This window comes from Pseudomonas pisciculturae (assembly GCF_015461805.1).
In the GTDB taxonomy this organism is placed as follows: domain Bacteria; phylum Pseudomonadota; class Gammaproteobacteria; order Pseudomonadales; family Pseudomonadaceae; genus Aquipseudomonas; species Aquipseudomonas pisciculturae.
Genome location: NZ_JACVZE010000007.1, coordinates 181,888 through 208,066 on the forward strand (window position 1 = coordinate 181,888; position 26,179 = coordinate 208,066).

The following is a 26,179-nucleotide window of genomic DNA, read 5'->3' on the forward strand; positions in this document are numbered from 1 at the left end:
AGCCGGATTGGCAACCTGAGGAGTAAGCACTAGAGTATGCGCGCGCAAAACGGGGATCAGTCGTTCGCACATCGATGTCGCGTTTATTACGAGGACACCGATGCTGGCGGCATCGTGTATTACGTCAATTACCTCAAGTTCATGGAGCGGGCTCGAACCGAGCGGCTACGGGAGCTGGGCTTTGCCCAATCCGAGTTGGCAGGCGAGGACCTGTTGTTCGTCGTGCATTCCAGCGAGGCGCGCTACCACGCGCCGGCGCGGCTGGATGACGAATTGTTGGTAAGCGCTGAAGTAATCGAATTGAACCGTGTCAGCCTGCGCTTTAAACAGCAGGTCAGGCGGGCAACGGATGCAACGCTGCTCTGTGAGGGGCAGTTCCTGGTGGCCTGTGTGCGCACCAATAGTTTGAAACCCCGGGCCATTCCCGAAGCTCTACGTGCGGCCTTTGCCGGCGTAAGCGGCGCGGGTAAACAATCAAAGCAGGAGATTTAGCGTGGAACCTACCGTCGTCGACCATTCCTCCATGTGGAGCCTGGTCAGCAATGCCAGTGTTGTGGTTCAACTGGTCATGCTGACCCTGGTAGCCGCATCGGTTACCTCTTGGGTCATGATTTTTCAGCGCAGCAACCTGCTGCGTGCCGGTCGACGTGCCCTGGAGAGCTTTGAAGAGCGCTTCTGGTCGGGTATCGACCTGTCCAAGCTGTACCGCCAGGCGGGCAGCAACCCGGACCCGGATTCGGGCGTCGAGCAGATTTTCCGTGCTGGCTTCAAGGAATTCTCCCGTCTGCGCCAGCAGCCAGGTGTTGACCCGGAAGCCGTGATGGAAGGCGTGGCCCGTGCCATGCGTGTTGCCATCTCCCGCGAAGAAGAGAAGCTTGAGCAAAGCTTGCCGTTCCTCGCTACCGTCGGCTCCGTGAGCCCGTACATCGGCCTGTTCGGTACCGTATGGGGCATCATGAACTCCTTCCGTGGCCTGGCCCAGGCGCAGCAAGCCACCCTGGCCACCGTGGCCCCGGGTATCGCCGAAGCCCTGATCGCCACCGCGATCGGCCTGTTCGCTGCTATCCCGGCAGTAATCGCATACAACCGTTTTGCCGCTCGCGGCGAAAACCTGATTGGCCGTTACTACACCTTCGCCGATGAATTCCAGGCGATCCTGCACCGTAAAGTGCACACCAGCGAAGAATAAGCAGGTACTCCCCGATGGCTTTAATCACTCGAGCTCGAACCAAGCGCAAGCCGGTCGCCGAGATGAACGTAGTGCCTTACATCGACGTGATGCTGGTGCTGCTGGTTATCTTCATGGTGACCGCGCCAATGCTCAACCAGGGTGTGAAGGTTGATCTGCCCAAGGTTTCCAGCGAAGCCTTGCCCCAGGACAACAACACCCAGGTGCTGACCATTTCGATCAAGTCCGACAAGACCTACTACTGGAACCTTGGCAGCGAAGTCGACACTCAGAAACAGCAGGACAAGGCCCTGACCTTGCCGGCAATGACCGACGCAGTGACCAAGATCATTCGTTCGGGCAACGAAGGTGGCAAGCACACCCAGGTCTTTATCCGCGGTGACAAGTCAGTCGACTACGGCTCTGTCATGGGCGCCATGGGCGGGCTGCAGAAGGCCGGCGTCGGTAACGTTGGCTTGATTACCGAGGCGCCCTGATGCAGCAACAGCGAGAGCCGTCCGCCTCGGAAAGCTTCTTCTGGCCTAGCGTCTGGGCAATTGCCCTGCACGTCCTGGTGTTTGGCATGCTGTTTGTCAGCTTTGCCATGACCCCGGACCTGCCGCCAGCCAAGCCGATCGTGCAGGCGACCCTGTATCAGCTGAAATCGAAAAGTCAGGCCACCACCCAGACCAATCAGAAGATTGCGGGTGAGGCCCAGAAGTCGGCTGCGCGCCAGACTGAAGTCGAACAGATGGAACAGAAGAAGGTCGAGCAGGAAGCGGTGAAGGCTGCTGCGGAACAAAAGAAAGAAGAGGCGGCTCAAAAGGCCGAGGAATCGAAAAAGGCTGACGAAGCCAAGAAGGCTGAAGAGGCGAAAAAGGCTGATGAAGCCAAGAAAGCCGACAAAGCTGCCGAAGCGAAAAAGGCCGAAGAGAAACAATTGGCTGATATAGCCAAGAAGAAATCTGAAGAAGAAGCCAAAAAGGCTGCCGAAGAAGAGGCCAAGAAACAGGCCGCTGAAGACGCCAAGAAAAAGATTGTCGAAGACGCGAAGAAGAAAGCCGCCGAAGACGCCAAGAAAAAAGCTGAAGCAGACGAGGCGAAGAAGAAAATCGCCGATGACGCGAAGAAGAAAGCTGCCGCCGACGCCACCAAGAAAAAGGCCCAGGAAGCAGCACGTAAATCCGCCGAAGAGAAAAAGGCCCAGGCCTTGGCAGATTTGCTTTCCGACACGCCGCAGCGTCAGCAAGCCTTGGCCGATGAACGTGGTGATGAAGTCGCGGGCAGTTTCGACGACCTGATTCGGGCGCGGGCAGCAGAAGGCTGGACACGACCACCTTCGGCACGCAAAGGCATGACAGTCGTGCTGCAGATCGGCATGTTGCCGGACGGCACCGTGACTTCCGTCACCGTGGCCAAAGGCAGCGGCGATGGATCGTTTGACAGTTCAGCGGTTGCCGCAGTCAAGAACATTGGCCGGTTGACCGAGATGCAGGGAATGAAACCAAGCGACTTCGCTCCCTATCGTTCATTCAAGATGACATTCACACCTGAGGATCTAGCCTTGTGAGAAACCTTCTTCGAGGAATGCTTGTCGTTATTTGCTGTATGGCAGGGATAGCGGCGGCGGATGAAAAGAACATCCTGGTCACCAGCGGTAGCGATCGGGCCACCCCGATCGCAGTAGTGCCGTTCGGTTGGCAGGGCGGCAGCGTGCTGCCGGACGACATGGCCCAGATCGTCAGCGACGACCTGCGCAACTCCGGTTACTACGCGCCGATTCCTAAAGGCAACATGATCAGCCAGCCGAACCAGGCCAGCGAAGTCGTGTTCCGTGACTGGAAGGCCGTAGGCGCGCAATACCTGATGGTCGGCAATATCACGCCGGCCGGCGGTCGCCTGCAGATCCAATACACGTTGTTCAACGTGGCAACCGAGCAGCAGGTTCTGACCGGCAGCGTTTCGGGTACTGCCGAACAACTGCGGGACATGGCCCACTACATTTCGGACCAGTCGTTTGAAAAACTCACCGGTATCAAGGGTGCGTTCTCGACACGCCTGCTGTACGTAACGGCTGAGCGTTTCTCGGTAGACAACACGCGTTATACCTTGCAGCGTTCGGACTACGACGGTGCGCGTGCGGTGACCTTGCTGCAATCGCGTGAGCCAATCCTGTCGCCGCGCTTTGCGCCGGACGGCAAGCGTATTGCCTACGTGTCGTTCGAACAGAAGCGTCCGCGTATCTTTGTCCAGCACATTGATACTGGCCGTCGTGAGCAGATCACTAACTTTGAAGGCCTCAACGGTGCGCCAGCCTGGTCGCCGGATGGTTCGCGCCTGGCGTTCGTGCTGTCCAAGGACGGCAACCCGGACATCTATGTGATGAACATGGCGTCGCGTGCAATCACTCGCGTCACCAGCGGCCCGGGTATCAATACCGAGCCGTTTTGGGGTAAAGATGGTTCGACCATCTACTTCACTTCCGACCGTGGCGGCAAGCCACAGGTTTATAAAGCAAGCGTCGGCGGCGGTGGTGCGGAACGAGTGACCTTTATTGGTAACTACAACGCCAATCCGAAGCTTTCGGCTGATGAAAAGACGTTGGTGATGATTCACCGTCAGGATGGTTTCACTAATTTCCGGGTTGCGGCCCAGGATTTGCAGCGTGGAACGGTAAAAATCCTTACAGATACCAACCTTGATGAGTCAGCCACTGTTGCGCCCAACGGCACCATGGTAATCTACGCCACCCGCCAGCAGGGCCGGGGAGTCTTGATGCTCGTTTCCATTAATGGACGCGTAAGGCTCCCACTTCCTACCGCTCAAGGCGAAGTCAGAGAACCATCCTGGTCCCCTTACCTGAACTGACGCGGCGCTACAAAAAGAAGTACTTAACACACTGGGGTTCATTAGGAGTTTCACGATGGAAATGCTGAAGTTTGGTAAGTTTGCTGCTCTGGCTCTGGCTCTGTCCGTAGCCGTTGGTTGCTCGTCTAAAGGCGGCGACAATGCCGGTGAAGGCGCAGCTGTTGATCCAAACGCTGGTTACGGCGCTAACACTGGTGCAGTTGACGGCTCCCTGAGCGAAGAAGCTGCTCTGCGCGCTATCACCACTTTCTACTTCGAATACGACAGTTCGGACCTGAAACCAGAAGCCATGCGCGCTCTGGACGTTCACGCGAAGGACCTGAAAGGTAACGGCGCTCGCGTTGTTCTGGAAGGTAACACCGACGAACGTGGTACTCGTGAGTACAACATGGCACTGGGCGAGCGTCGTGCGAAAGCCGTTCAGCGCTACCTGGTACTGCAAGGTGTTGCTCCAGGCCAACTGGAACTGGTTTCCTACGGTAAAGAGCGTCCAGTTGCTACTGGCCACGACGAGCAGTCCTGGGCTCAAAACCGTCGCGTCGAACTGCGTAAGTAATTCGTCATGCGAACGTGCCGTCGTGCTCTAACTGTATTGGCTCTCAGCCTCGCACCGCTTGCGGTGTGGGCTGCGGTTCCTGTGGAAGATAGCAACTCTGGCTATAACAATAGCGGGAGCAGCTATCCGCCAGCGGGTTATGGCACGAACGGCGCCTATGCTGGGGGGGCGGCTACGTCCGCTCCCTCGGCACAGGGCGAACTGTTCAACCAGCTGCAACGCATGCAGGATCAATTGGCGCAGCAGCAAGGCACCATTGAAATTCTGCAAAATGAAGTGCGTCAGCTGAAGCAAGAAGGCCTGGAGCGTTACCAGGATCTTGATCGACGCATTGGAGCCGGCGTTCAACCTGCCGCAACTCCTGATAATTCTTCTGCCGGTGGCGCGCCAAGTGCCGCCGCCGGTGGTGCAGCAGCAGGGGCGGCTGCCAGCCAAGCCCCTGCCGCCAGCAGCGAACCGGGTGATCCGGCTAAAGAAAAGCTGTATTACGACGCAGCTTTTGACCTGATCAAAGCCAAGGATTTCGATAAGGCCAGCAAGGCTTTTACCGCATTCCTCGGCCGTTACCCAAACAGCCAGTACGCGGGCAATGCCCAGTACTGGTTGGGTGAGGTGAACCTGGCAAAGGGTGATTTACAGGGCGCGGGCCAGGCATTTGCCAAGGTCAGCCAGTTGTACCCCAAGCACGCCAAGGTGCCGGATTCGCTGTATAAACTCGCCGACGTAGAGCGCCGCCTGGGTCATACCGACAAGGTAAGGGGCATTCTGCAGCAGGTGGTGGCCCAGTATCCGGGTACTTCTGCCGCCCAGTTGGCTCAGCGGGATCTGCAACGCTTGTAAGCGGTGCAGCCCGTTTAGAAGAAACCCGCGCCTGGCGCGGGTTTTTTCGTTAGAATCCACGCCCTTTTATGAAACACGCTTCTTGGGGCCTGCGCGTTGGCGGGGTCTCTCGAAGTGCCTGACGGAGGCGGACAGCCTGTTTAGCTGTTACGCCCGTGGCGACTATGCAAGACACATTACGCATCACCGAAGTTTTTTACTCGTTACAGGGTGAAACGCGCACCGCTGGCCTGCCCACAGTATTTGTGCGCCTCACCGGCTGCCCGTTGCGCTGCCAATACTGTGACAGCGCCTACGCCTTCAGTGGGGGCACCGTGCGCACCCTCGACGACATCCTGGAGCAGGTTGCCGGTTATCGGCCACGCTACGTCTGTGTGACGGGTGGCGAGCCGCTGGCCCAGCCCAATGCGATTCCTTTGCTCAAGCAGCTGTGCGACGCCGGTTACGAGGTGTCGCTCGAGACCAGTGGCGCCCTGGATATTTCCGCGGTAGACCCGCGTGTCAGCCGCGTGGTCGACCTCAAGACCCCGGACTCCAAGGAGTCGCACCGCAATCGCTACGAGAACATCGACTTGCTGACGGCCAACGATCAGGTCAAGTTCGTGATCTGTTCCCGTGACGATTACGATTGGGCCAACTCCAAGCTGATTCAATACGGCCTGGACCGTCGCGCCGGCGAGGTGTTGTTCTCTCCAAGCCACCACGACCTGAATGCACGTGACCTCGCCGATTGGGTCGTTGCGGACAACCTACCGGTGCGCCTGCAATTGCAGCTGCATAAATACCTTTGGAACGACGAGCCGGGACGCTGATATGACCGAACACACGAATGATCAAAAACGCGCTGTAATCCTGCTGTCCGGTGGCCTTGACTCCGCCACCGTGGTGGCCATGGCCCAGGCCGAAGGCTACAGCTGCTACACCATGAGCTTCGACTACGGCCAGCGCCACCGCGCCGAATTGAATGCCGCCGCCCGCGTCGCTCGCGACATGGGCGTGGTCGAACACAAAGTAATTGGCCTTAACCTCAACGGCATCGGCGGCTCCGCACTGACCGATAGCAGTATTGATGTGCCAGAAACCCCTGGCGAAGGCATCCCGGTGACCTACGTGCCTGCGCGTAACACCGTTTTCCTGTCCCTGGCCCTTGGCTGGGCAGAAGTGCTCAACGCTCGCGACATCTTTATCGGCGTCAACGCGGTGGATTACTCGGGCTATCCGGATTGCCGTCCTGAGTTCGTCGAGTCATTCGAGCGCATGGCCAACCTGGCGACAAAGGCCGGTGTAGAGGGGCAGGGCTTCCGCATCCTGGCGCCGCTGCAAAACCTCAGCAAGGCCGATATCGTGAAGGCTGGTGTAGGACTTGGCGTCGATTATTCGCTGACTGTTTCCTGCTACCAGGCAGACGATGAAGGCCGTGCTTGTGGGAAATGCGACAGCTGCCGACTGCGTGCAGAAGGCTTCCAAGCGGCCGGAATTACTGACCCAACGCGTTATTTCTGATTTATTTCAAATAAGGTGTTGAATAATCCTTAGAAATCAGTATTATACGCGCCACAACACAGCGGGTCGTTAGCTCAGTTGGTAGAGCAGTTGGCTTTTAACCAATTGGTCGTAGGTTCGAATCCCACACGACCCACCATTTTTGGCGGTTTAGAAAATCCGGAAGGCCCACGCAAGTGAGGATTTCCGGGTTTTTTTTTGCCTGCGATTCCATCTCTGCTGTGGCTGATATCCATGGCTTCGGTCTATCCTTCCCCGCTGGCCGTATGGGCCAGTGCGTACAGGGGAGAGGCGAATGAAGCATGTCAGGTTGATTCGCCACGGAGAAAGCGCCGCCAATGCCGGCGAACCAAGCCGGGATCACGCGAGTATCCCCCTTACGGCAAGGGGCGTTGAGCAGGCACATCAGGTGGCTCGTTCCTTCGTCCAGGCGCCTGCTTTGATCGTTGCCTCGCCGTTCTCCCGCGCCCATTCAACCGCAATGGCGACGGTCGCGAATTTCGCAGCCAGTGCCATCGAGACCTGGCCCATCCATGAATTCACTTATCTTGAACCTGCGCGGTGCGCCAATACAACGGTTGCCCAGCGGCGGTCGTGGGTCGAGGCCTATTGGTTCAGGGCAGACCCGGCATTCAGGGATGGCGAAGGCGCGGAGTCATTCCTGGACTTTATCGCCAGGGCGCAGTGTTTCCTCGATCAGTTGGCGCGGCATCCGGCCCGCGATATCGCAGCCTTTTCCCATGGGCAGTTCATCAACGCCGTAGCCTGGTTGATTGAACGCAAGCCGCAACGCATTGATGGCCAAGCCATGGCCGACTGGCGTGACTACGAAATCAGCAACCATGTGCTTAACGGCGGCGGATACAACCTATCCATGTCGCCCGGCGAAGGCGCGTGGCAAATAGGTTGATCAGGCTGCGAGGCGTTGCGAATGGATAGGGCTCATCGTCCGCTCTCTGCTAGAGATGTGTGCGAGGTGCTGCGCGAGGTCACTTGGGGCCGGCGCGTCATGACCGCGGTGGGGTGGCAGTCGTGGGATGACATGAATGCCAGTCATGTAATTGTCGACGTCGACGGTTGGCGTCTCTCGATTTACAACGACTGCGGTGCGTTGGGCTACTGCCAAACGTGCATCTGTCCGGCCGGGCGGCAATGGTCGTTTGGCTCGGGTGACAGGTATGGGACTGATCCGGTGGCGTTGCTGTCCACGTGGGAGCATAAAACCCTGGAGGGGCTGCTGAAAGTCGTTGGTAGAGAATGCCTTGGATGACATGCCTCTCTCGTTGATATGAGAATCATTACCAATTATTATCGGCGCTTCTTTCGGGGGGCGAGTAGTGAGTGAGGATCGTCTAGGGCTGCTTTATGCAGAGCACAACAGGTGGCTGAAGGGTTGGCTTTATCAGCGCCTGGGCTGCAACAGCCAGGCGGCGGACCTGGCGCAGGATACGTTCCTGCGCATCCTCACTTCCCAGCGTAGAACCGGCGAAAAGCTGATCCTGGAGCGCCCTCGTGCGTATTTGGCGACGGTGGGGCAGCGCCTGGTCTGCGACTATTTTCGTCGGCAATCGCTGGAGCGCGCCTATCTCGAGATGCTCGCCACGCTGCCCGAGGCATTTGCGCTCTCACCCCAAGAGCAGTGGCAGATGCGTGAAACCCTGCAGCAGCTCGACGCCATGCTCGATCGCCTGAAGCCGGTGGTGCGTACGGTGTTTCTGCTGGCGCAGTTGGATGGCCTCACGTACCTGCAAATCGCTCGTCAGTTGGGTATCGGCGAGCGCACGGTCAAGCGACATATGGCCAGCGCCTTCGAAGCCTGCATTCTGCATGACGTGGGATTGTGATGCCCGCTCAAGCCCCTATCAGCCGTGACGTCGCACGACAGGCCGCGCATTGGCTGGTGCTTATGCACGAGCAGCCGCTGAGTGTCGCGCAGCAACTGGCCTGTACCCGTTGGCGTGCCGCCGACCCTGAGCATGAGCGGGCCTGGCAGCGCGTGCAGCATGTGCAGCAACAGCTGGGCGGCCTGCCCCCTTCGATTGCGATTGGCACCCTTAACCGCGAGCGGCGCCAGGCGCTGAAGGCACTGCTGGTGCTGGCGACGATGGCGCCGGCGGGCTACCTGGGTTACCGCATGGTGGGGCAGCAGGGTTGGATGGCCGATTACCGTACCGCCATTGGCGAGCGTCGGCAGCTGACGCTCGCGGATGCCAGTGTGGTCAATCTGAACACCGACAGTGCCATCGATGTGAGTTTTGATGCCGGCCAGCGCCTGATTCGCCTGGTGCGCGGTGAAATCGTCATCACCACGGGGGCCGACCAGCGCCCGTTGCGAGTGGTCAGTGCCCAAGGCGTCATGGAGCCCTTGGGGACGCGCTTCGCGGTGCGTCAACTCGATGGCGTCACCCAGCTCGCGGTGTTGCAGGGGCAAGTTCGCGCCACGCCTGCGCAGGTGGCGGCGCAGGTTGTCGAGGCTGGGCAGCAGTTGTATTTCAGTGAGGCGGCATTCGGGCCATTGCGCCCGGCCAGCGCGCTGGCGACGGGGTGGACCCAGGGCCAGTTGGTGGCCGAAAACCTGCCGCTGCGCGACTTCCTGCAAGAGCTGGCGCGGTATCGCCCAGGTCGCGTGTATTGCGATGACAGCGTGGCAGGCCTGCGTATCAGCGGTGGTTTTCAGCTCGACAATACCGACGCCATTCTCGCCGCGCTGCCCACCACGCTTCCCGTTGCGGTGAGTTATCGCACCCGCTACTGGGTCACCATCAAAAAAGCCTGACCTTTATTTGGCCCGTTTTTTTGCGGCGCTCGTCCTTAGTTGTGAATCGCTACTCACCATAGGACACCTTGCTCCATGACGCTTCCCACTATCCCGCGCGCTGCCCGGGGCCGCACGTTTGCCGTGTCGTTGCTTACCCTGGTTCCGGCCCTGGCCCTGGCCGTGCAGCCGCTGTGTGCCCACGCTGAGGGCGTTGCCCATACGTACAGCGTTCAGCCTGCAAGCTTGAGCCAGGCCCTGACCGGGTTCAGCGCCCAGGCCGGGATCACCGTGCAATTTGTGCCCGCGCTCACTGAGGGGTTGGACTCGCCGGGCCTGGAGGGTGACTACAGCGTCGAGCAAGGTCTGGCCACGCTGCTCGGCGGTGCCGGGCTTGCAGCTGTCAAGTTGGGGGAGGGGGTCTATGGGCTGGTCCAGACCCGTGGTGATGCAGGCACGATGACCCTTCCGGATATCGCTATCCAGGGCCAGCGCGCTTCATTGGACGGCTCGCAGGCGGCCGGCTATGTGAGTGAAAACATCAGCAGCGTGGGCGCTTTGGGGGCGATGAAGTTGCAGGATACGCCCTATTCGATGAGCGTCACTTCCCAGGCACTGCTCAAGAACATGCTGGCGACGTCTACCGACGATGTGCTCAAGCGCAACCCGTTCACCCAGCTGTACTCGCCCAAAAGTGCGGGTTATGCCAGCGCCGTGACCATTCGTGGTTTCGGTAGCTCGGCCAGCCTGAATATCGCCAACGACGGCCTGCGTTTCACCACGCTGGCCGATGCAGGCAACTTCATCGAGGACACCGAGCAACTGGAAGTGGCCACCGGCCTGACCGGTTTCCTGTATGGCCCGGCGTCGCCCGGCGGCTTGGTCAACTATGTGCTCAAGCGCCCGACCTATCAGCGCTATAACAACGTCACGCTGGGCAATGCCGGTGGCGAGAACTACTACCTGCACGGCGACTTCGGTGGCCCGATCGACAGCGAAGGCAAATTCGCTTACCGGCTCAACGTTCTGACCCAGGATGGCGAAACCGCGATGGACCTGCAAAAGCGCCGTCGCCAGATGGTCAGCCTCGCGTTGGACTGGAATATCAGCGACGATTTGCAAGTGCAATTCGACGCCTCCCACAAGGAAAGCCTGACCCGTGGCCTCACCAGCTACTGGTATTTTGTCAACGAGGCGTACCGCCCAGGCGCGTCTTCGCTGGATACCGACACGCTGTACAGCCAGAAATGGGCGTTCTCCAAAAACCAGACCGACAAGGCCGGCGCGAGGGTCAAGTGGCGCTTGAACGATACGTTCAACCTGCGCGCTGCCTTTGCGGCGCAGCAATATACCCAGGAGTACACCTACACCGGCCCGCAGGTGGATGCGCCGGATCGATACACGCAGCCGCTGTACGCGTTCGCACCGATTGAAACGCGCGAGTATTCAGGCTATCTGTTCCTTGATTCGCAGTTCGCGACCGGTTCGCTGGCGCATAAGGTCACCCTGGGTTATCAGGGCAACAGCGCGCGCAGCCTCATGTACGAAGACCATACGCCGAGCCAGCAGCGTAGCTCGGTGACCGGCCCGGGCTTGTCCCTCGACCAGCAACCCCAGGCCAGCCAGCCGGCTTACTCCATCGGCCATGGCGCGCAACATGTCTCCAGTACCTCCGATACCCATAACCTGTTGATCGGCGACATCATCACCTTCAACGAGCAGTGGTCGACTATCCTGGGGGCGACCCGCACGCGCATCACGTCCTATAACAATGACTTCGCCACCTCGACCGCGCCGCGCAAAACCGAGTACGACAAGAGCACCACCTCGCCCAGCCTGTCGTTGATCTACAAACCCGTACCCTGGCTGACCACCTACGCCACCTACATCGAAGGCCTGCAAAGTGGCGGCATTGCGCCTTCTCGGGCGATCAATGCCGGGACAGCCCTGGCACCGCAGATCAGCGAGCAGTACGAGATCGGCGCCAAGGCCAGCCTGGGTGACACCCTGTTTACCCTGGCTTTTTTCAACATCGACAAGCCCAATACCTACACCAACTCGGCGCGTGTCTATGTTCAGGATGGGCGTCAGGAAAACAACGGTCTGGAGTTCAGTGTCACTGGCAAGGTCACCCCGCAGCTGACGCTTGTCAGCGGCTTTACCTTGCTGGACCCGAAGGTGAAAAAATCGGCGGTGGCGGCAAACGCTGGCAATGCGCCCATCAACGTGGCTAAGCAGTTGGCCAAGGTCTACGCCGAGTATGACGTCGCCTCGGTGCCAGGCTTTGCCCTCACCGGCGGTGCGTTCTACACCGGCAAGCAGTACGCAGACGAGGCTAACAACTACACCTTGCCGTCGGTCACCACCTTTGATGCCGGCGCCCGTTATCACCTGCCGCTGGGGGTCAATGACCTGACGCTGCGCATGAACGTGAGCAACCTCACCGACAAGCATTACTGGCTCAACAGCAGTTACCTGGGGGATTCGCGTACGGTCGCGTTCTCTGCGCAGTTGGAGTTCTGATCGAGGCGTGTAGCCGATTGTTTTGATGGGTTCTGAAGGTCCGGAAAGCCCCACGCAAGTGCGGATTTCCGGATTTTTTTTGCCTGCGTATTCAGTGGTAGCGGGGTGGCCGGCGAATCCCTTGGGTAAATACAGTATTTACTTGAGTTTCTATATGACTTATAAAATAGCCGGTATCACAGGTTTATATATAAAATCAATTCACCTGTAAAAATAACATTTCACAATGAATAAATACAACATTCTGCCCTTCATTGAAGAACGGTTTTAACCGTCCTTTTTGCTCCCACCAAGCTCGGGTACCTTGCATGACCACTCTCAAAGCGTTCACCAGAACCCTCCTGTTATCAGCCTCGCTGCTGGTCGGCGGCCTTACCGCCACCACCACTCAGGCCGCCACGCCTGCGCCTGTCATCTATGGCGGCTCGACCTGGTTCAGTAGCTTTCCAGTCTGGGTGGGCATTGATAAAGGCATCTTCAAAAAGAATGGCCTGGATGTGCAGTGGCAGCTGTTTGGTACCTCGTCGAGCCGCATGAGTGCGATGGTGTCCGGCAACCTGGATTTCGCCGCGTCAAGCGCGATTCCTGCGTTGTCGTTGATGGCAGCGGGCAGCAAATCGTTCGAGGTGGTCTCGGAACCGGACTCCTTCGTGACCGTGCAGGGCGTGTTCACCAACGGTGAATTCAAGGATATCGCCAGCCTCAAGGGCAAGAAGATCGGTGTCACATACGCATCAAGCGGGCACATTCTCATCCTTGACCTGCTCAAACAAGCGCAGATGGACCCGAACAAAGACGTGATGCTGCTGAACATGCCAACCCAGGAGATGCCAGCGGCCCTCAAGACCGGGCAGATCGACGCTGCCGTGGCGTGGTCGCCCACCTTCAATATCCTGCAGCAACAGGGCAGCACGCTGCTGGCGGACGACACCCAGTTCAGTCTCTACAAGCAATTCAAGATCGGCACCGGGCCAGACATCCTGATCGCCAGCCGTGCCTACACCAAGGAGCACCCGAAGGAAGCCCAAGCGTTCGTCGACAGCTACATGGAAGCCATCGCCTTCATCAAGGCTCACCCAGAGGAAGCCGCGCAGTCGATCACCTCGCTGACCAAATTGCCGGTGGACGAACAACTCAAGACCATCAATGCCATCGAGTGGCACGACCTGGCCGACCAGAAGCAAACCCTGATCGAGACCCAGAGCTTCCAGCATGGTCTCAAGCAACTGGCCGCCTTCATGCTGGAGAACAAGCAGCTGTCCAAGGTTCCGGCCGTGGATGACTGGTTCAACACCTCGTTCGTCAGCCACGCAGAGATCCGTCCATGAGTAGCGCCATCGCTCGCCCTTATGTGCCAATGGGCACCGGCATCGTGTCGCGGCTGGTGATCGGCTTCGCCACCCTGATCATCATCCTCGCCGTCTGGGAAGCCGCCGTGAAGATGGGCTTCATTGAGGCCCTGTTCCTGCCGGCGCCGTCTGACATCTGGCACCGCGCCGTCGACATGACCGGTGATGGCAGCCTGATCGCCAACATCTTCGCCTCGACCCGCCGCGTCATGGTCGGCTTCCTGCTGGCCACCATCGTTGCCGTGCCGCTGGGCATTGCGATGGGTTCGTCGCCGCTGTGCATGGCGATCTTCAACCCGCTGCTGTCGTTCCTGCGGCCGTTGCCGTCGATGAGTTGGGTGCCGCTGTCACTGTTGTGGTTCGGCATTTCCGAGTCGCAGAAGTACTCCATCGTGTTCATGGGTTCCCTGGCCCCGGCGCTGCTGTACATCATCGACTCCACCCGCAACGTCGACCCACTGCTGATCCGCGCCGCCAAGAACCTGGGGGCCAAGCGCCACAACATCATGTTCGGCATCATCCTGCCGGCTGCGCTGCCGCAGATCATCACCGGCCTGAAAGTGATGCTCGGCATCGCCTGGACCTGCGTGATCTCCGCCGAACTGATCGCCGCCCGTGAAGGCCTGGGCTTCATGATCATGAACGGCAAGGAGTACTTCCAGACCGACACCGTGGTATTGGGCATGGTCATGATCAGCATCACCGTACTGCTCACCGACCTGGTGATGCGCATTATCGAGAGGAGGCTCGTATCGTGGCAGGACTGAACCCAATCATTGAGCTCGAAGGCGTCTCCAAGCGCTACGGCGACATGCTGGCGTTGGATAACGTCAGCCTGCGCATCGAGAAAGGCGAGTTCGTGGTGATTGTCGGCGCGTCAGGCTGCGGCAAGAGCACCACCCTCAACATGATCGCCGGCTTCGACCATCCCAGCGAAGGGCTGGTGAAGGTCGAGGGGCGCCAGGTGACCGAGGTGAGCCCCAACACCGGCATGGTGTTCCAGCAGTACGCGCTGTTCCCGTGGCTGAGTGTGCTCGACAACATCGCCTACGGCCTGAAGATGAAGGGCATGAAAAAGGCCGAGCGCCGCGCCATTGCCCAGCAGTTTGTTGACATGGTCGGCCTTAAGGGCTTTGAAAACGCCTATCCCAAGCAGCTCTCCGGCGGCATGAAGCAGCGCGTGACCATTGCCCGGGTGCTGGCCAACGACCCGGCGGTGATGCTGTTCGACGAACCCTTCGCCGCGCTGGATGCGATGACGCGCCAAGTGCTGCAAGAAGAGCTGGTGCGCATCTACGAGCAAAGCGGCAAGACCATCGTCTTCATCACTCACTCCATTGATGAGGCGCTGATGTTGTCGTCGCGCATCCTGATCATGTCGGCCCGGCCGGGCAAGATCGCCCAGGACATCGTCAACGACCTGCCGCACCCGCGTAACGCCGACGTGCAGTTGTCGGAGCAGTACCTGGCAATGAAGCAGAAGATTTGGAAGACCGTTCAGGGCGAGGTGGCTAAAAGCCTGGCGACGCGCTGACGAAGCCATTGGGCGTAGACCTCCCTTTGAAGGTCTGCGCCCAGGTTTCGCTCGTCCGTAGCTTTTCAATAAAAACTATATTTGCAAGCGATTTTAGTAATGCCTTAAAGCAAGGTTTTATTGATAAATAATTTCACTTACGAACTTAAAATTGTCAGGCGAAAAATGAACACTTTGAACGAATCTTTTATCCTCACCGTCAGTTGCCCGGCCACTTCGGGCATCGTCGCCGCCGTCACCTCTTACCTGGCGCAGCAGAAATGCTACATCAGCGAGCTGGCGCAGTTCGATGACGAGTTCACCGGGCGTTTCTTCCTGCGGGCGGTGTTCCGCTTCAATGCCGGCGTGGTCGGTGATATCGAAGCGCTCAAGCCGGGCTTTGAACCGGTGGCCCAGGCATTCGACATGACCTGGCAGATCCACGACCGCAGCCGCCCGATGAAGGTGCTGCTGATGGTCAGCAAGTTCGACCACTGCCTGTCCGACCTCTTGTATCGCCGCCACAAGGGCGAGATGGAGATGGACATCACCGCCATTGTCTCCAACCACAAAGACCTGCGCGCCATGGCCGAGCGTGAAGGCATCCGCTTTATCCACTTGCCGGTGACCAAAGACACCAAGGCTCAGCAGGAACAAGCACTGCTCGACGTGGTACGTGAGACCGGCACCGAGTTGGTGGTACTGGCGCGCTACATGCAGATCCTCTCCGATGACCTGTGCCGCCAGCTCAGTGGCCGTGCGATCAACATCCACCACTCGTTCCTGCCCGGTTTCAAGGGCGCCAAGCCGTATCACCAGGCGTTCGAGCGTGGGGTCAAGTTGATCGGCGCCACCGCCCACTACGTGACTTCGGATTTGGACGAAGGCCCGATCATCGAGCAGGAAGTGCAGCGCGTGGACCACGCCTACAAGCCTGAAGACCTGGTGGCCATCGGTCGTGATACCGAAACCGTAGCCCTCTCCAAGGCCGTGAAGTATCACCTGGAACACCGAGTGTTCATGAACCACGACCGCACGGTGATCTTCCGATGAACACACCCCGAATCATCGATGGGAAAGCGGCCGCGCGCGAGGTGCTCGCAGCGGTCAAGCACGAGGTTGAAATGCTCGGCGCCGAAGGCCTGCAACCGTGCCTGGCGGTGGTGCTGGTGGGCAACGACCCGGCCAGCCGCGTTTACGTGCGCAACAAGGTCGAGCGCTGCGCCGAGGTGGGTATTTGCTCGATGGAGCATCTATTGCCTGCAGATATCGACCAGGCCACGGTGCTGGCCTTGATCGCCGATCTGAACGCCGACCCGCGGGTCAACGGCATTCTGGTGCAGATGCCACTGCCCAAACAGATCGACGAAGCGGCGGTGATCCAAGCGATTGACCCGCGCAAGGACGTGGATGGTTTCCATCGAGAAAACGTCGGCGCGCTGTCCCTCGGCCAACCGGCGCTGTACCCGTGCACGCCGAGCGGCTGCATGTACCTGCTTAACCAGGTGCTTGGTGATTTGAGCGGTAAGCACGCAGTCGTCGTCGGCCGCTCCAACATTGTCGGCAAGCCGATGGCCGCGCTGCTGTTGCAAGCCAATTGCACGGTCACGGTGCTGCATTCGCGCAGTGTGGATGCGCCGCGCCTGTGCCGCGAAGCCGATATCGTCATCGCCGCCGTGGGCCGCCCGCAGTTGATCAATGCGGATTGGTTGAAGGAGGGCGCGGTGGTCATCGATGTCGGTATCAACCGCATTGCCGAAGCCGACCGAACCCGCCTGGTGGGGGATGTGGACTTCGCCAGCGCCGCGCAAAAAGCCGCCGCCATCACCCCGGTACCGGGCGGTGTCGGCCCCATGACCATCGCCTTCCTGCTGCAAAACACCGTGCGCGCCCTGCGCCAGCAACTGTCCGTACCTGGAGCCCACCATGCCCTTTAGCCTATTGAAATACGGCTTGTCGTCCGAGTACCCGGTGGAAGTGGATTTGCCGGCGCCCAAGGAACTCAAGTCGGCCTATGACGTGGTGATCATCGGCGCGGGCGGTCACGGCCTCGCTACCGCTTATTACCTGGCCAAGTACCACGGCATCACCAACGTGGCCGTGCTGGAAAAGGCCTACCTGGGTGGCGGCAATACCGCACGCAACACGGCGGTGATTCGCTCCAACTACCTGACCTCCGAAGGCGTGCGGTTCTACATCGAGTCGGTGCGCATGTTCAAAGAGCTGTCCAACGAGTTCGACTTCAACATCATGTACTCCGAGCGCGGGCAACTGACGCTGGCCCACACCGATGCCACGGTACGTGCTTTTCGCCAGCGCGCCGAAGTGAACAAACACTTCGGCGGGCGCTGCGAAATGATCGACCGCCAGCAGATCCGCGAACTGGTGCCGTCCCTCAACCTCGACCCCGGCCACTTGCCGGTGCTCGCCGGGTTGTGGCACGAAGACGGCGCCACCGCGCGCCACGACGCAGTGGCCTGGGGTTACGCCAAGGAAGCGGCCAAGCGCGGTGTCGAGATCCATCAGCTCACCGAAGTACAGGACCTGGTGATCACCAACGGCCGCATCACCGCCATCAAGACCAATCGCGGCACCATTCAGTGTGGCTGCGTGGTACAGGCAGTGGCCGGTTCCAGTTCGATCCTGCTGAACAAGGCCGGGATCAAGGCGCCGATCCACACCTACCCGTTGCAGGCGATGGTCACCCAGCCATTCAAGCCGTTCCTCGACCCGCTGGTGAGCTCCTCGGCGCTGCACTGCTACGTGCAGCAAACCAGCCGTGGCGAGATCGTCTTCGGTGGCGGTTCCGACCCGTACCCGCTGTACAACTCGCGCTCCACCCTGGACCTCAAGGAAAGCCTGCTGTCGGCCGCCATCGAGATGTTCCCGTTCATGGCCAACGCCAAGCTGATGCGCCAGTGGGGCGGCATGACCGACATGACCCCCGACTACAGCCCGATCATGGGCCTGTCCCCGGTGGAAAATTACTACCTTGACGCCGGCTGGGGCACCTGGGGCTTCAAGGCCACGCCCATCACCGGCAAGACCATGGCCGAACTGGTCGCCAGCGGCGGCAAGGTCCCGGACCTGATCAAGCCGTTTGCCCTCGACCGGTTCTCCACCTTCCAGCAAGTCAACGAGATGGGCGCGACAGCGGCCAGCCACTGACGGAGTGCACGTATGAAAATCATGACCTGCCCCCTCAACGGCGCCCGCAACATCAACGAGTTCACCTACGGCGGTGAAGTCAAAAGCATGCCCGACCCGGCCACCTGCACCACGGCCGAGTGGGCCGACTACGTGTTCAACAGCGAGAACATCGCAGGCGTGGTCACCGAATGGTGGATGCACAACGCGTCGAGCTACTGGTTTATCGCCGTGCGCCACACGGTCACCGACCAGATCCTGCGCACCTTCGACCCCAAGGAAATGTTCACCCAGCGAATCGACTTCGCCACGGAGGCTTCCCAATGACGCGCCTGCCTGCCCCGATGGGCCTGCTGATCGACCGCAACAAGCCTGTGAGTTTTTCCTTCGATGGCCGCGAGTTCCAGGGCTTCAGCGGCGACACTGTCGCCAGCGCCTTGCTGGGCAGCGACCAGTGGCTGATGTCGCGCTCGTTCAAATACCACCGCGCCCGTGGCCCGCTGACCATGGCCGCCCAGGACGCCAACACCCTCGTTCAACTGCCGGATGAGCCCAACGTCATCGCCGACCTGCAACCGCTGTTGCCGGGCCTGCAAGTGACCCCGCAAAACATCAGCGGCACCCTGGAGAAAGACAAGGACGCGTACCTGGGCAAGTTCTCCAAATTCATGCCGGTGGGGTTCTACTACCGCGCGTTCTACAAGCCCAAGGGCATGTGGAAGCGCTGGGAACCGTTGATCCGCAAAAAGGCCGGCTTGGGTGTACTCGACCTTGAGTTCAAGCCTGAGTATCACGACAAGGCCTTCCTGTTCTTTGATGTAGTGGTGATCGGCAGCGGCCCGGCCGGCCTGAGCGCGGCGCTGACCGCAGCGGACGCTGGCGCCAAGGTCTTGCTGGTAGAGCAACAGCCGGTACTCGGCGGCGCGCTGACCTATGCACGCTTCGGTTTGGATGCGAACCAGGCCAGCGGCACCCGCGAGCAAATGGTCGGCGCAGTCAGCAACCACCCGAATATCCGCGTCATGACCGACGCCACCTGCAACGCCTGGTTTGCCGACAACTACCTGCCGATTCACCAAGGCAAGCGCATGTACAAGGTGCGGGCGCGCCAGTGCATCGTCGCCAGCGGCGCGTTCGACCAGCCGGTGGTGTTCCGCAATAACGACTTGCCGGGTGTGGTGCTCACCAGTGCCGTACAACGCTTGATGCGCCTGTATGCGGTCAAGCCGGGCCAGCGTGCGGTGGTGCTCACCGGCAACGATGACGGCTACCTCGCCGCGCTGGATCTACACGAACAAGGCGTGGCGGTTGCCGCCTTGCTCGACATGCGCCCACAGCCTGCATCGCAAGCCTTGTTGGCGGCGGTGAAGGCCAAGGGCATCGTGGTGCACCTGGAACACACCGTGTATGAGGCGCTGGCCGACAAGCGCGGCCTGCATGTCACGGGAGTAGATGTGCGCCGCATCGTCGGCCAGGGCCGAGTAGCCGAGCAGGGTCAGGTGCTGGACTGCGACTTGCTGTGCATGTCCGCTGGTTACATGCCGGTCTACCAACTGCTGTGCCAGGCCGGCGGCACCCTGAGCTACAACGACACCCGCGCCGCATTTGCCATCAAGGGTTTGCCGGCCAACTTGCAGATCGCCGGTTCCGTGAATGGCCAGCACGCGCTAGGCAATGTGATTGAGGACGGTCGCTACGCCGCCGCCAAGGCGCTGGCCGCCCTGGGCCTGGGGGAAGAGCCCGCGCAAGCGCCAGAGGCCGACAGTGCACGGGTCAACTTCGACTGGCCGATCTTTGCCCACCCCAAGGGCAAGGAATTCGTCGACTACGATGAAGACCTGCAAATCCGCGACATCATCAACGCCACCCGCCATGGCTATCGCGATGTGCAACTGGTCAAGCGCTTCTCCACGGTGGGCATGGGGCCGTCCCAGGGGCGTCACTCCGCTTTGCCGACGGCGCGACTGGTGGCCGCATCCACTAACCGCAATATCAGCGAAACCGGCGTGACCACTGCGCGTCCGCCGTTCACCGAAGAAAAACTCGCGCTGCTGGCCGGGCGTGGCTTCGACCCGTACCGCCGCACCCCGATGCATGAGCGCCACTTGCAGGCCGGCGCGAAAATGATGCCAGCCGGTATCTGGCAGCGCCCGGCATTTTACGGCCCGGCCCATGAGCGTGAACGCTGCATGCGTGAAGAAGCCGAGTGCGTGCGCAACAACGTCGGCCTGATCGATGTGTCCACCCTTGGCGGCCTGGATGTACGCGGCCCGGACGCCGCTGAGTTGCTGGAGCGCATGTACACCTTCGGCTTCAAGAAACTGGCAGTGGGCCGCACCCGTTATGCGCTGTTGACCAACGAGCAAGGTGTGGTGGGCGATGACGGCGTGGCGTGCCGCCTGGCCGACAACCACTTCTACGTCTCGGCCACCACCAGCGGTGTAGATCGTATCTACCAGCAAATGCTGCAATGGAACGCCCAGTGGCGCCTGGAGGTGGACGTGGCCAACGTCACCGCCGCTTACGCTGCGGTCAACCTGGCCGGGCCGCAATCGCGCAAGGTGCTGGAGAAGGTCTGCACTGACGTTGACCTCAGCGCCGAAGCCTTCCCTTACCTGGGTGTGCGTGAAGGCACCGTGGCCGGTATTCCGGCGCGCATTCTGCGAGTCGGTTTCGTTGGCGAGTTGGGTTACGAAATCCACGTGCCGGCACGTTTCGCCGAAGCCCTGTGGGACATCCTGCTGGACACCGGCAAAGCCTTTGGCATTCGCCCATTTGGCGTCGAAACCCAGCGCCTGCTGCGCCTGGAAAAAGGCCACGTGATCATCAGCCAGGACACCGATGGCATGACCCACCCCGGCGAGATCGACATGCAGTGGGCGATTGCCCGCAAAAAGCCGTTCTTCATCGGCAAGCGCTCGGTGGAAATCCTCGAAGCCCAGCCCCTCAAGCGCAAGCTGGTGGGCTTCAAACTGGACAAGACCCAACCGCTGCCGCTGGAAGGCCACCTGGTGCTCGAAGGCGGCGATATCAGCGGCAACGTCACCTCGTGCGAATACTCCAGCACCCTGGACGCGATCATCGGCCTGGCCTATGTCGGCGCCAAGCAGGCCGCACCAGGCAGCCAAGTGCCGATCCGCGTGGGTGGCGGCCAGATCGTCAGCGCCACGGTGGTCGAACTGCCTTTCTACGACCCTGAAAACAAGCGTCAGGAGCTGTGAACATGAATAACCTTGAGCGAAGCCCGCTGCATTCACTGCACGGCGATGCGGTCATGACCACCTTGGGCGGCAAGCCGTTTGTGGATACATATGCCGATCAGGCGCGTGAGTGCGGCCTGGTGGACCTGGCCAACCTGCACCGCGTTGGCTTTCGCGGTGCCCAGGCCGCCGAGTTCCTCACCGGCCACGGTTTCAGCCTGCCACAAGCGCCCAACACCGCCGTGCGCCAAGCTGGCGGCGAGTGGATTGCGCGGTTGTCGATGAATGAATACTTCCTGCTGGGCGCCCTGGGCGACGGCGGGGAGCGCTTGGCGCAATTGCAAGCCGGCTGGACGTTCAGCCCGCAAGCCAACTACTGCCTGCCACGCCAGGACAGTCACACTTGCCTGGCGCTGTTTGGTCCCCGTGTCAGCGAGATCATGGCCAAGCTCTGCGGGGTGGACCTGAGTGCCTCGGCGTTTGCACCGGGGAGCGTGGCGCAGACGTCGGTGGCGCGGGTCAATGGGATCATCGTCAACACCGGCTCCGATGGCAGCCCGTGTTTTCACCTGCTGTTTGACCGGGCTTCAGCGCATTACCTCTGGCATGTGCTGATTGATGCCATGCAGGAATTCGACGGCGCCCCGGCAGGCATTGCAGCCCTGCCGAGATAGCCCTGTTTATGCAGTCCAAATGTGGGAGGGGGCTTGCCCCCGATAGCGGTGTATCAGTCAGCACATCCTTAGCTGACAGACCGCAATCGGGAGCAAGCCCCCTCCCACATTTTTTGATTTGTGTTGTGCCGGACACTGGTATCTTGTCCGGCATTCGGTAGCCAAAAAACATTTTGTAGACGAGAGATGCACATGAGCGAGCAGGACCCCTCAGCCAAAGACTTGGACTACATCGTTCCAGCCCTGCAACGTGGCCTGCGCATCCTGGAACTGTTCAACTCCGACCAACGCAACCTGAACATGAACGAGCTGGCCGAACTCATGGGCGGCAGCGTGTCGTCCATCTACCGCATCGTGCAAACCCTGGCAGCGATGGGCTACCTGCAAAAAGTCGGCAAGAACGGCTATGAGCTGGGGCCACAGTTGATCTCTCGCGGTTTCACTTACCTCGCCAGCCGCGACATCGTCGACGTGGCCTTGCCGCACCTCAACACCCTGCGCGATCGCACCTCGCTGTCGTGCCACCTGAGCATCCGCGAGCAGCACCACACCCTCTACATCTACCGCTCGTTCGCCCAACAACGGCTGTCGGTGAATATTCCCATCGGCACGCGTATTCCGTGCCACTGCAATGCGATGGGCAAAATGTTGCTCAGCTCCATGAGCGAAGCGGAGCTGGAGTCGCTGTACCAGCACGTGCGCCTGGACGACCACATGACGTCCGGCCCCAGGAACCTGCCGGATCTCAAGCTGGCCATCAATGAAGCGCGCGAACAAGGCTGGGTGCTTAGCCGTTCGGACTACGCCACCGCCATTGCCACCGCGATCCGTGACCATGAAGGCAATGTAGTCGCCGCCATCAACGTGTCCGGCCCCGACGCCATGATGGCCGCCGAAGGCGTGCTGGAACGCACCCGCGACATGCTGCTTGAATGCGCCCGGCAGATCTCCGCCGAAGCCGGTTACCGTCCCGCCGCACTGGCGTGAATCTGACGGCATTCCTCAGCGCCGTTTGCCAAACACCGCCTTGGGCGTCTTGCCAAAGAACCGGGTAAACGCCGCGCTGAAATTATTCGGGAATCTATAGCCCACCTGATACGCCGCCTGCGCCACTTGGCAGCCGCTTTCCAGCAGGGTGTGGGCCTTGCGCATGCGCATCTCCAGCAGCATGCGGTGCGGCGTGGTGTTGAAGCGGTAGTGCAGGCCTTGCTTGAGCTTGAACTCATTGAGCCCCACCGCCGCGCACAGGTAGGCCACGGTCAGCGGTTGGTCCATGTGCTCCTGCATGAGGTCGCGTACCCGTTCGAGCTTGTCGAGGTCGGTGGAGCTGAATTGCACGCTGGCCGGGACGGTGTCGGGGCTCAGGCGCTGGAGTTGTTCCGAGAGCAGGCTGAGGCTGTGGATATGCATGGCCAGCGTGCCGCTCGCGCCATGGGTGAGGGCGCTGGCGTGGCTGGCGCTGGCCGTTGACGTGGTGCGGTAGGCCAGTTGGCGCACATGGCCGTTGCCCAACAGCTGGCGCGTGCGTTGTTCGCCGATGTACCTGTTGAGCGTGCTTTCACCGATCACCAGGCGCAGTTGGGATACCGTCGTGTCGCTCGCGTAGCAGCGTTCGCCAAGGCTGCTCTGGAACGCAGTGACGGTGGTAAACCCAGCCTTGAACGCCACTGCCGAACCATCGGCGCCCTTGTAGCCGGAGTCGCCCTGCATGCCAAAGGTGATCACCAGCATCGGGCGGCTGTGGGGGCTAACGGTGTCTTCGATCAGGTTGCGTGTGGGCCGATAGCGCGAACGCACCAGCATCAGGTCGTTGTCGAAGGCCAGGCGTTCCGAGTAGCACTCCCCCAACTCTTCGGGCAATTGCTGGCGCATCCAGCCGCCGGCCTCGCTGACCTGCCGCGCGTGGGCAGACGCCACCCGGTACGACTGGGAAATCCGTTGTGATGCCACCACGCGCGCCGCCTCCGATTTGCATATGAATGGATCCGTTATGCAGACGGGTCCAGATGATAGCCATTCGCATCCATCAGTAACATGTTTACCCATCAACTGCCATCGCCGAGACGCGGCGATGGGTGCTGCATTGAAGGGGGACACAGGTGAGCATGAGGCGCGTATGGGTGTTGGGTTGTTGTCTGGGCAGCGCCGGGGTGGCCATGGCGCAAACCGAACTGGAGGCGGTGACCGTCACCGCGAACAAGATCGAGCAGGCGCAGGAACAAGTGCCGGCGGGCCTGTCGGTGATCACCGACGAAGACTTGCGCAAAGGCCACATCAACGACCTTGAGCAACTGGCCCGCACCACGCCGGGCTTTACCTTCCAGCCATTCGGCCAGTCGGGCACCAACCTGCCGGTGGTGCGTGGCCTCAGCTCCGGTGCGACGGCGTTTTCATCCTCGATGCTGATGCTGGTGGACGGCGTGCCGACCTTGATGGGCCAGGGTTTTGACCACAACCTGCTGGGGGTGGAGCACATCGAAATCCTGCGCGGGCCGCAGTCCACCCTCTACGGGCGCAATGCCGAAGCCGGGGTGCTGAGCATCCACACCCGCCAGCCCGGTGATACGCCTTACACACGCATCGAAGCCGGCAGCGGCAGCCGCGACTTGCGCACCCTCAGCGCCGACGCCAGCACCGCCCTGGTGCCCGGCACGCTGTACGCCGGGGTATCCGGGCAGTGGCTGGCGCAGGACGGCTTTATCGACAACCGCTATCGCGGCGGCCAGGCCGATGACCGTGAGCGCCATAGCGCACGCATGGTGCTGCGTTGGACGCCATCCCTGGCCACCGAGGTCAACCTGCGCTACAGCCGCCAGGACTACCGCGACGGCGGCTCCGTCTGGGGCGCGGCCACTTCAACGCGGCGCGAAGTGCGCTCCGGCACGCCGAGCTGGAACCATTCCAGCGGCCGCAGCGTGTCGCTGGATGTGCTGCACGAATTCGACTCTGGCGTGAAGTTGCGCTCGATCACCGCGCGTAACGACTTCTATGACCGCCTGCAACAAGACACCGACTTTATGCCCGCCGACCAACTGCACCTGGCCCGCGATTATCACTTCAATACCCTGTCCCAGGAATTTCGTCTGGAAGGCCAGTGGCGCGATAACCAGTGGCTGCTCGGCGCCTATGCCGACCGTGACGACCACGACCTGTCCTACCAACAAAAACTGCCCCTGCGCCTGACGCAAATCGACAGCCAGTTGGGCGGTAATTCCAGCGCGCTGTTTGGCCAATGGCTGATGCCCCTGGCCGAGCGCTGGACCCTCACCCTCGGCGCCCGTGCCGAGCAGGACAAGGTGCATATCAACCCGCAAAGCGGCAGCCGACAAAGCGCCAGTTGGCAGCGCTTCACCCCGAAAGTCGCGCTGCAATATGAATGGCAACCCGACGCGTACCTTTACGCCAGCTACGCCGAAGGCTTCCGCGCCGGTGGCTTCAACGCCTTCTCCAGCGCGGCCAACTACCCCGGCTACGACCCGGAAAAGGTCAAGACCTACGAGCTGGGTGCCAAGGGTTGGCTGGCGGACAAACGCCTGCGTTATTCGGCGGCGCTGTACTGGATGGACGTGCGTGACATGCAGGTGCAGCAGATCATCCAGCCGGGCGTGGTGTACATCACCAACGCCGCGACGGCGCGCTCGACTGGGCTGGAACTGGAGGCCGAATACCTGCTCGCCGATGACTGGCGGGTGGTCAGCTCCGTGGGCCTGAACCGCACACGTTTCGAGCAATTCAACGAAGGCAGCAGCGACTACAAGGGCAATCACAACCCCTACGCGCCGGACGTCACCGGCCACCTCAGCCTGCGCTATGACGCCCCCGCCGGCTGGTACGCCCAGGGTGGTGTGAGTGCGGTGGGCAAGACCTACCTGGACGCGGCCAACCAATACAGCCGGGGCGGCTACGGGTTGATCGACCTGAATGCCGGCTACGACTTCAGCCACTACGGCATCAGCGCCTACGTCAAAAACGCCGCCGACAAGCGCTACGACGCGGTCGGTTACCTCAATGGCACCACCCGTGTGTACAGCCCGGGGCGTGAAGTCGGCCTGCGGGTCAGTTACGAACTGTGAGGGATCAACC

26 protein-coding genes and 1 tRNA gene are annotated in these 26,179 nt (G+C 60.6%); 26 read left to right on the top strand and 1 reads right to left on the bottom strand.

The genetic code is table 11. The features are described 5' to 3' along the window. The first annotated feature begins 36 nt into the window (after positions 1-36). The 25 genes from ybgC to ICY20_RS19995 all read left to right on the top strand — a co-directional run bounded on the left by ybgC (position 37) and on the right by ICY20_RS19995 (position 23,083). Positions 37-492, top strand: a complete 456-nt coding sequence (gene ybgC / locus ICY20_RS19880; protein WP_049711751.1) for a tol-pal system-associated acyl-CoA thioesterase — start codon at positions 37-39, stop codon at positions 490-492. Between the two features lies 1 nt (position 493). Further along, entirely contained in the window at positions 494-1,189 is a 696-nt protein-coding gene (tolQ, locus tag ICY20_RS19885; RefSeq protein ID WP_010208111.1) for a protein TolQ, read from the top strand. 23 nt (positions 1,190-1,212) lie between these two features. Next, positions 1,213-1,665, top strand: a complete 453-nt coding sequence (gene tolR, locus ICY20_RS19890) for a protein TolR (protein WP_161979898.1) — start codon at positions 1,213-1,215, stop codon at positions 1,663-1,665. Beyond that, positions 1,665-2,738 carry a cell envelope integrity protein TolA gene (tolA, locus tag ICY20_RS19895; protein ID WP_159955522.1) on the top strand — a complete coding sequence of 358 codons (1,074 nt, stop codon included), beginning with the start codon at positions 1,665-1,667 and terminating at the stop codon, positions 2,736-2,738. The genes tolR and tolA overlap by 1 nt, the downstream gene beginning before the upstream one ends. Positions 2,739-2,755: 17 nt before the next feature. Next, positions 2,756-4,036, top strand: a complete 1,281-nt coding sequence (gene tolB, locus ICY20_RS19900; protein ID WP_194938408.1) for a Tol-Pal system beta propeller repeat protein TolB — start codon at positions 2,756-2,758, stop codon at positions 4,034-4,036. Positions 4,037-4,091: 55 nt separating this feature from the next. Continuing rightward, entirely contained in the window at positions 4,092-4,592 is a 501-nt protein-coding gene (gene pal / locus ICY20_RS19905) for a peptidoglycan-associated lipoprotein Pal (protein WP_048727024.1), read from the top strand. Positions 4,593-4,598: 6 nt separating this feature from the next. Beyond that, positions 4,599-5,432 (top strand): tol-pal system protein YbgF, encoded by an 834-nt coding sequence (gene ybgF, locus ICY20_RS19910; protein WP_194938409.1) that lies wholly within the window; start codon positions 4,599-4,601, stop codon positions 5,430-5,432. 164 nt (positions 5,433-5,596) lie between these two features. After that, entirely contained in the window at positions 5,597-6,244 is a 648-nt protein-coding gene (gene queE, locus ICY20_RS19915; RefSeq protein ID WP_159955528.1) for a 7-carboxy-7-deazaguanine synthase QueE, read from the top strand. 1 nt (position 6,245) lies between these two features. Continuing rightward, a complete protein-coding gene (gene queC / locus ICY20_RS19920) occupies positions 6,246-6,935 on the top strand; it encodes a 7-cyano-7-deazaguanine synthase QueC (RefSeq protein ID WP_159955530.1) in 690 nt (229 codons plus the stop codon). Positions 6,936-6,998: 63 nt separating this feature from the next. Beyond that, a tRNA-Lys gene (locus tag ICY20_RS19925) sits at positions 6,999-7,074 on the top strand. A 156-nt stretch (positions 7,075-7,230) separates the two neighbouring features. Continuing rightward, the gene (locus tag ICY20_RS19930) at positions 7,231-7,845 is read left to right on the top strand and encodes a histidine phosphatase family protein (protein WP_194938410.1); all 615 of its coding nucleotides are present in this window, start codon (positions 7,231-7,233) and stop codon (positions 7,843-7,845) included. 21 nt (positions 7,846-7,866) lie between these two features. Then, positions 7,867-8,205, top strand: coding sequence for a DUF7693 family protein (locus ICY20_RS28560; protein WP_456107232.1), 339 nt, complete (start codon positions 7,867-7,869; stop codon positions 8,203-8,205). 67 nt (positions 8,206-8,272) lie between these two features. Beyond that, complete coding sequence (locus ICY20_RS19935) at positions 8,273-8,779, top strand: sigma-70 family RNA polymerase sigma factor (protein ID WP_194938411.1); 507 nt, start codon at positions 8,273-8,275, stop codon at positions 8,777-8,779. After that, positions 8,779-9,711 (top strand): FecR domain-containing protein, encoded by a 933-nt coding sequence (locus ICY20_RS19940; protein WP_194938412.1) that lies wholly within the window; start codon positions 8,779-8,781, stop codon positions 9,709-9,711. Before ICY20_RS19935 ends, ICY20_RS19940 begins: the two co-directional genes overlap by 1 nt. 75 nt (positions 9,712-9,786) lie before the next feature. Then, the gene (locus ICY20_RS19945; RefSeq protein ID WP_194938413.1) at positions 9,787-12,213 is read left to right on the top strand and encodes a TonB-dependent receptor; all 2,427 of its coding nucleotides are present in this window, start codon (positions 9,787-9,789) and stop codon (positions 12,211-12,213) included. A gap of 308 nt (positions 12,214-12,521) precedes the next feature. After that, on the top strand, positions 12,522-13,541 hold the full coding sequence (locus tag ICY20_RS19950) for an ABC transporter substrate-binding protein (protein ID WP_159955556.1): 1,020 nt from the start codon (positions 12,522-12,524) through the stop codon (positions 13,539-13,541). After that, a complete protein-coding gene (locus ICY20_RS19955) occupies positions 13,538-14,329 on the top strand; it encodes an ABC transporter permease (protein ID WP_200846218.1) in 792 nt (263 codons plus the stop codon). The genes ICY20_RS19950 and ICY20_RS19955 overlap by 4 nt, the downstream gene beginning before the upstream one ends. Beyond that, complete coding sequence (locus tag ICY20_RS19960) at positions 14,317-15,096, top strand: ABC transporter ATP-binding protein (RefSeq protein WP_198913603.1); 780 nt, start codon at positions 14,317-14,319, stop codon at positions 15,094-15,096. Before ICY20_RS19955 ends, ICY20_RS19960 begins: the two co-directional genes overlap by 13 nt. A 165-nt stretch (positions 15,097-15,261) precedes the next feature. Then, positions 15,262-16,128 (top strand): formyltetrahydrofolate deformylase, encoded by an 867-nt coding sequence (gene purU, locus ICY20_RS19965; RefSeq protein ID WP_194938414.1) that lies wholly within the window; start codon positions 15,262-15,264, stop codon positions 16,126-16,128. Further along, a complete protein-coding gene (gene folD, locus ICY20_RS19970; RefSeq protein WP_194938415.1) occupies positions 16,125-17,012 on the top strand; it encodes a bifunctional methylenetetrahydrofolate dehydrogenase/methenyltetrahydrofolate cyclohydrolase FolD in 888 nt (295 codons plus the stop codon). Before purU ends, folD begins: the two co-directional genes overlap by 4 nt. Further along, complete coding sequence (locus ICY20_RS19975; RefSeq protein ID WP_159955562.1) at positions 17,002-18,243, top strand: FAD-dependent oxidoreductase; 1,242 nt, start codon at positions 17,002-17,004, stop codon at positions 18,241-18,243. The genes folD and ICY20_RS19975 overlap by 11 nt, the downstream gene beginning before the upstream one ends. 12 nt (positions 18,244-18,255) lie before the next feature. Beyond that, on the top strand, positions 18,256-18,549 hold the full coding sequence (locus tag ICY20_RS19980) for a sarcosine oxidase subunit delta (RefSeq protein ID WP_159955564.1): 294 nt from the start codon (positions 18,256-18,258) through the stop codon (positions 18,547-18,549). Continuing rightward, positions 18,546-21,443 carry a glycine cleavage T C-terminal barrel domain-containing protein gene (locus ICY20_RS19985; protein ID WP_194938416.1) on the top strand — a complete coding sequence of 966 codons (2,898 nt, stop codon included), beginning with the start codon at positions 18,546-18,548 and terminating at the stop codon, positions 21,441-21,443. The genes ICY20_RS19980 and ICY20_RS19985 overlap by 4 nt, the downstream gene beginning before the upstream one ends. A 53-nt stretch (positions 21,444-21,496) precedes the next feature. Then, positions 21,497-22,096 carry a sarcosine oxidase subunit gamma gene (locus tag ICY20_RS19990; protein WP_194938484.1) on the top strand — a complete coding sequence of 200 codons (600 nt, stop codon included), beginning with the start codon at positions 21,497-21,499 and terminating at the stop codon, positions 22,094-22,096. 192 nt (positions 22,097-22,288) lie between these two features. Next, positions 22,289-23,083 (top strand): IclR family transcriptional regulator, encoded by a 795-nt coding sequence (locus ICY20_RS19995; protein WP_159955570.1) that lies wholly within the window; start codon positions 22,289-22,291, stop codon positions 23,081-23,083. Positions 23,084-23,098: 15 nt separating this feature from the next. Here ICY20_RS19995 and ICY20_RS20000 read toward each other — a convergent pair whose 3' ends face one another. Continuing rightward, positions 23,099-24,049 carry an AraC family transcriptional regulator gene (locus ICY20_RS20000; protein WP_324187958.1) on the bottom strand — a complete coding sequence of 317 codons (951 nt, stop codon included), beginning with the start codon at positions 24,047-24,049 and terminating at the stop codon, positions 23,099-23,101. A 152-nt stretch (positions 24,050-24,201) separates the two neighbouring features. On the opposite strand from ICY20_RS20000, the gene ICY20_RS20005 reads away from it, so the two are divergent. Continuing rightward, on the top strand, positions 24,202-26,169 hold the full coding sequence (locus tag ICY20_RS20005) for a TonB-dependent receptor (protein ID WP_194938417.1): 1,968 nt from the start codon (positions 24,202-24,204) through the stop codon (positions 26,167-26,169). Positions 26,170-26,179 lie beyond the last annotated feature (10 nt).

What these genes read in the sequence shown, in the direction of transcription:
- ICY20_RS28560 (WP_456107232.1), top strand. Translation starts at nt 7,867, where the DNA reads ATGGATAGGGCTCATCGTCCGCTCTCTGCTAGAGATGTGTGCGAGGTG.
- ybgC (WP_049711751.1), top strand. Translation starts at nt 37, where the DNA reads ATGCGCGCGCAAAACGGGGATCAGTCGTTCGCACATCGATGTCGCGTT.
- ybgF (WP_194938409.1), top strand. Translation starts at nt 4,599, where the DNA reads ATGCGAACGTGCCGTCGTGCTCTAACTGTATTGGCTCTCAGCCTCGCA.
- ICY20_RS19945 (WP_194938413.1), top strand. Translation starts at nt 9,787, where the DNA reads ATGACGCTTCCCACTATCCCGCGCGCTGCCCGGGGCCGCACGTTTGCC.
- ICY20_RS19940 (WP_194938412.1), top strand. Translation starts at nt 8,779, where the DNA reads ATGCCCGCTCAAGCCCCTATCAGCCGTGACGTCGCACGACAGGCCGCG.
- pal (WP_048727024.1), top strand. Translation starts at nt 4,092, where the DNA reads ATGGAAATGCTGAAGTTTGGTAAGTTTGCTGCTCTGGCTCTGGCTCTG.
- ICY20_RS19975 (WP_159955562.1), top strand. Translation starts at nt 17,002, where the DNA reads ATGCCCTTTAGCCTATTGAAATACGGCTTGTCGTCCGAGTACCCGGTG.
- folD (WP_194938415.1), top strand. Translation starts at nt 16,125, where the DNA reads ATGAACACACCCCGAATCATCGATGGGAAAGCGGCCGCGCGCGAGGTG.
- ICY20_RS20005 (WP_194938417.1), top strand. Translation starts at nt 24,202, where the DNA reads ATGAGGCGCGTATGGGTGTTGGGTTGTTGTCTGGGCAGCGCCGGGGTG.
- ICY20_RS19955 (WP_200846218.1), top strand. Translation starts at nt 13,538, where the DNA reads ATGAGTAGCGCCATCGCTCGCCCTTATGTGCCAATGGGCACCGGCATC.
- queE (WP_159955528.1), top strand. Translation starts at nt 5,597, where the DNA reads ATGCAAGACACATTACGCATCACCGAAGTTTTTTACTCGTTACAGGGT.
- ICY20_RS19930 (WP_194938410.1), top strand. Translation starts at nt 7,231, where the DNA reads ATGAAGCATGTCAGGTTGATTCGCCACGGAGAAAGCGCCGCCAATGCC.
- ICY20_RS19995 (WP_159955570.1), top strand. Translation starts at nt 22,289, where the DNA reads ATGAGCGAGCAGGACCCCTCAGCCAAAGACTTGGACTACATCGTTCCA.
- purU (WP_194938414.1), top strand. Translation starts at nt 15,262, where the DNA reads ATGAACACTTTGAACGAATCTTTTATCCTCACCGTCAGTTGCCCGGCC.
- ICY20_RS19950 (WP_159955556.1), top strand. Translation starts at nt 12,522, where the DNA reads ATGACCACTCTCAAAGCGTTCACCAGAACCCTCCTGTTATCAGCCTCG.
- tolB (WP_194938408.1), top strand. Translation starts at nt 2,756, where the DNA reads ATGCTTGTCGTTATTTGCTGTATGGCAGGGATAGCGGCGGCGGATGAA.
- ICY20_RS19980 (WP_159955564.1), top strand. Translation starts at nt 18,256, where the DNA reads ATGAAAATCATGACCTGCCCCCTCAACGGCGCCCGCAACATCAACGAG.
- queC (WP_159955530.1), top strand. Translation starts at nt 6,246, where the DNA reads ATGACCGAACACACGAATGATCAAAAACGCGCTGTAATCCTGCTGTCC.
- ICY20_RS19990 (WP_194938484.1), top strand. Translation starts at nt 21,497, where the DNA reads ATGACCACCTTGGGCGGCAAGCCGTTTGTGGATACATATGCCGATCAG.
- tolA (WP_159955522.1), top strand. Translation starts at nt 1,665, where the DNA reads ATGCAGCAACAGCGAGAGCCGTCCGCCTCGGAAAGCTTCTTCTGGCCT.
- ICY20_RS19985 (WP_194938416.1), top strand. Translation starts at nt 18,546, where the DNA reads ATGACGCGCCTGCCTGCCCCGATGGGCCTGCTGATCGACCGCAACAAG.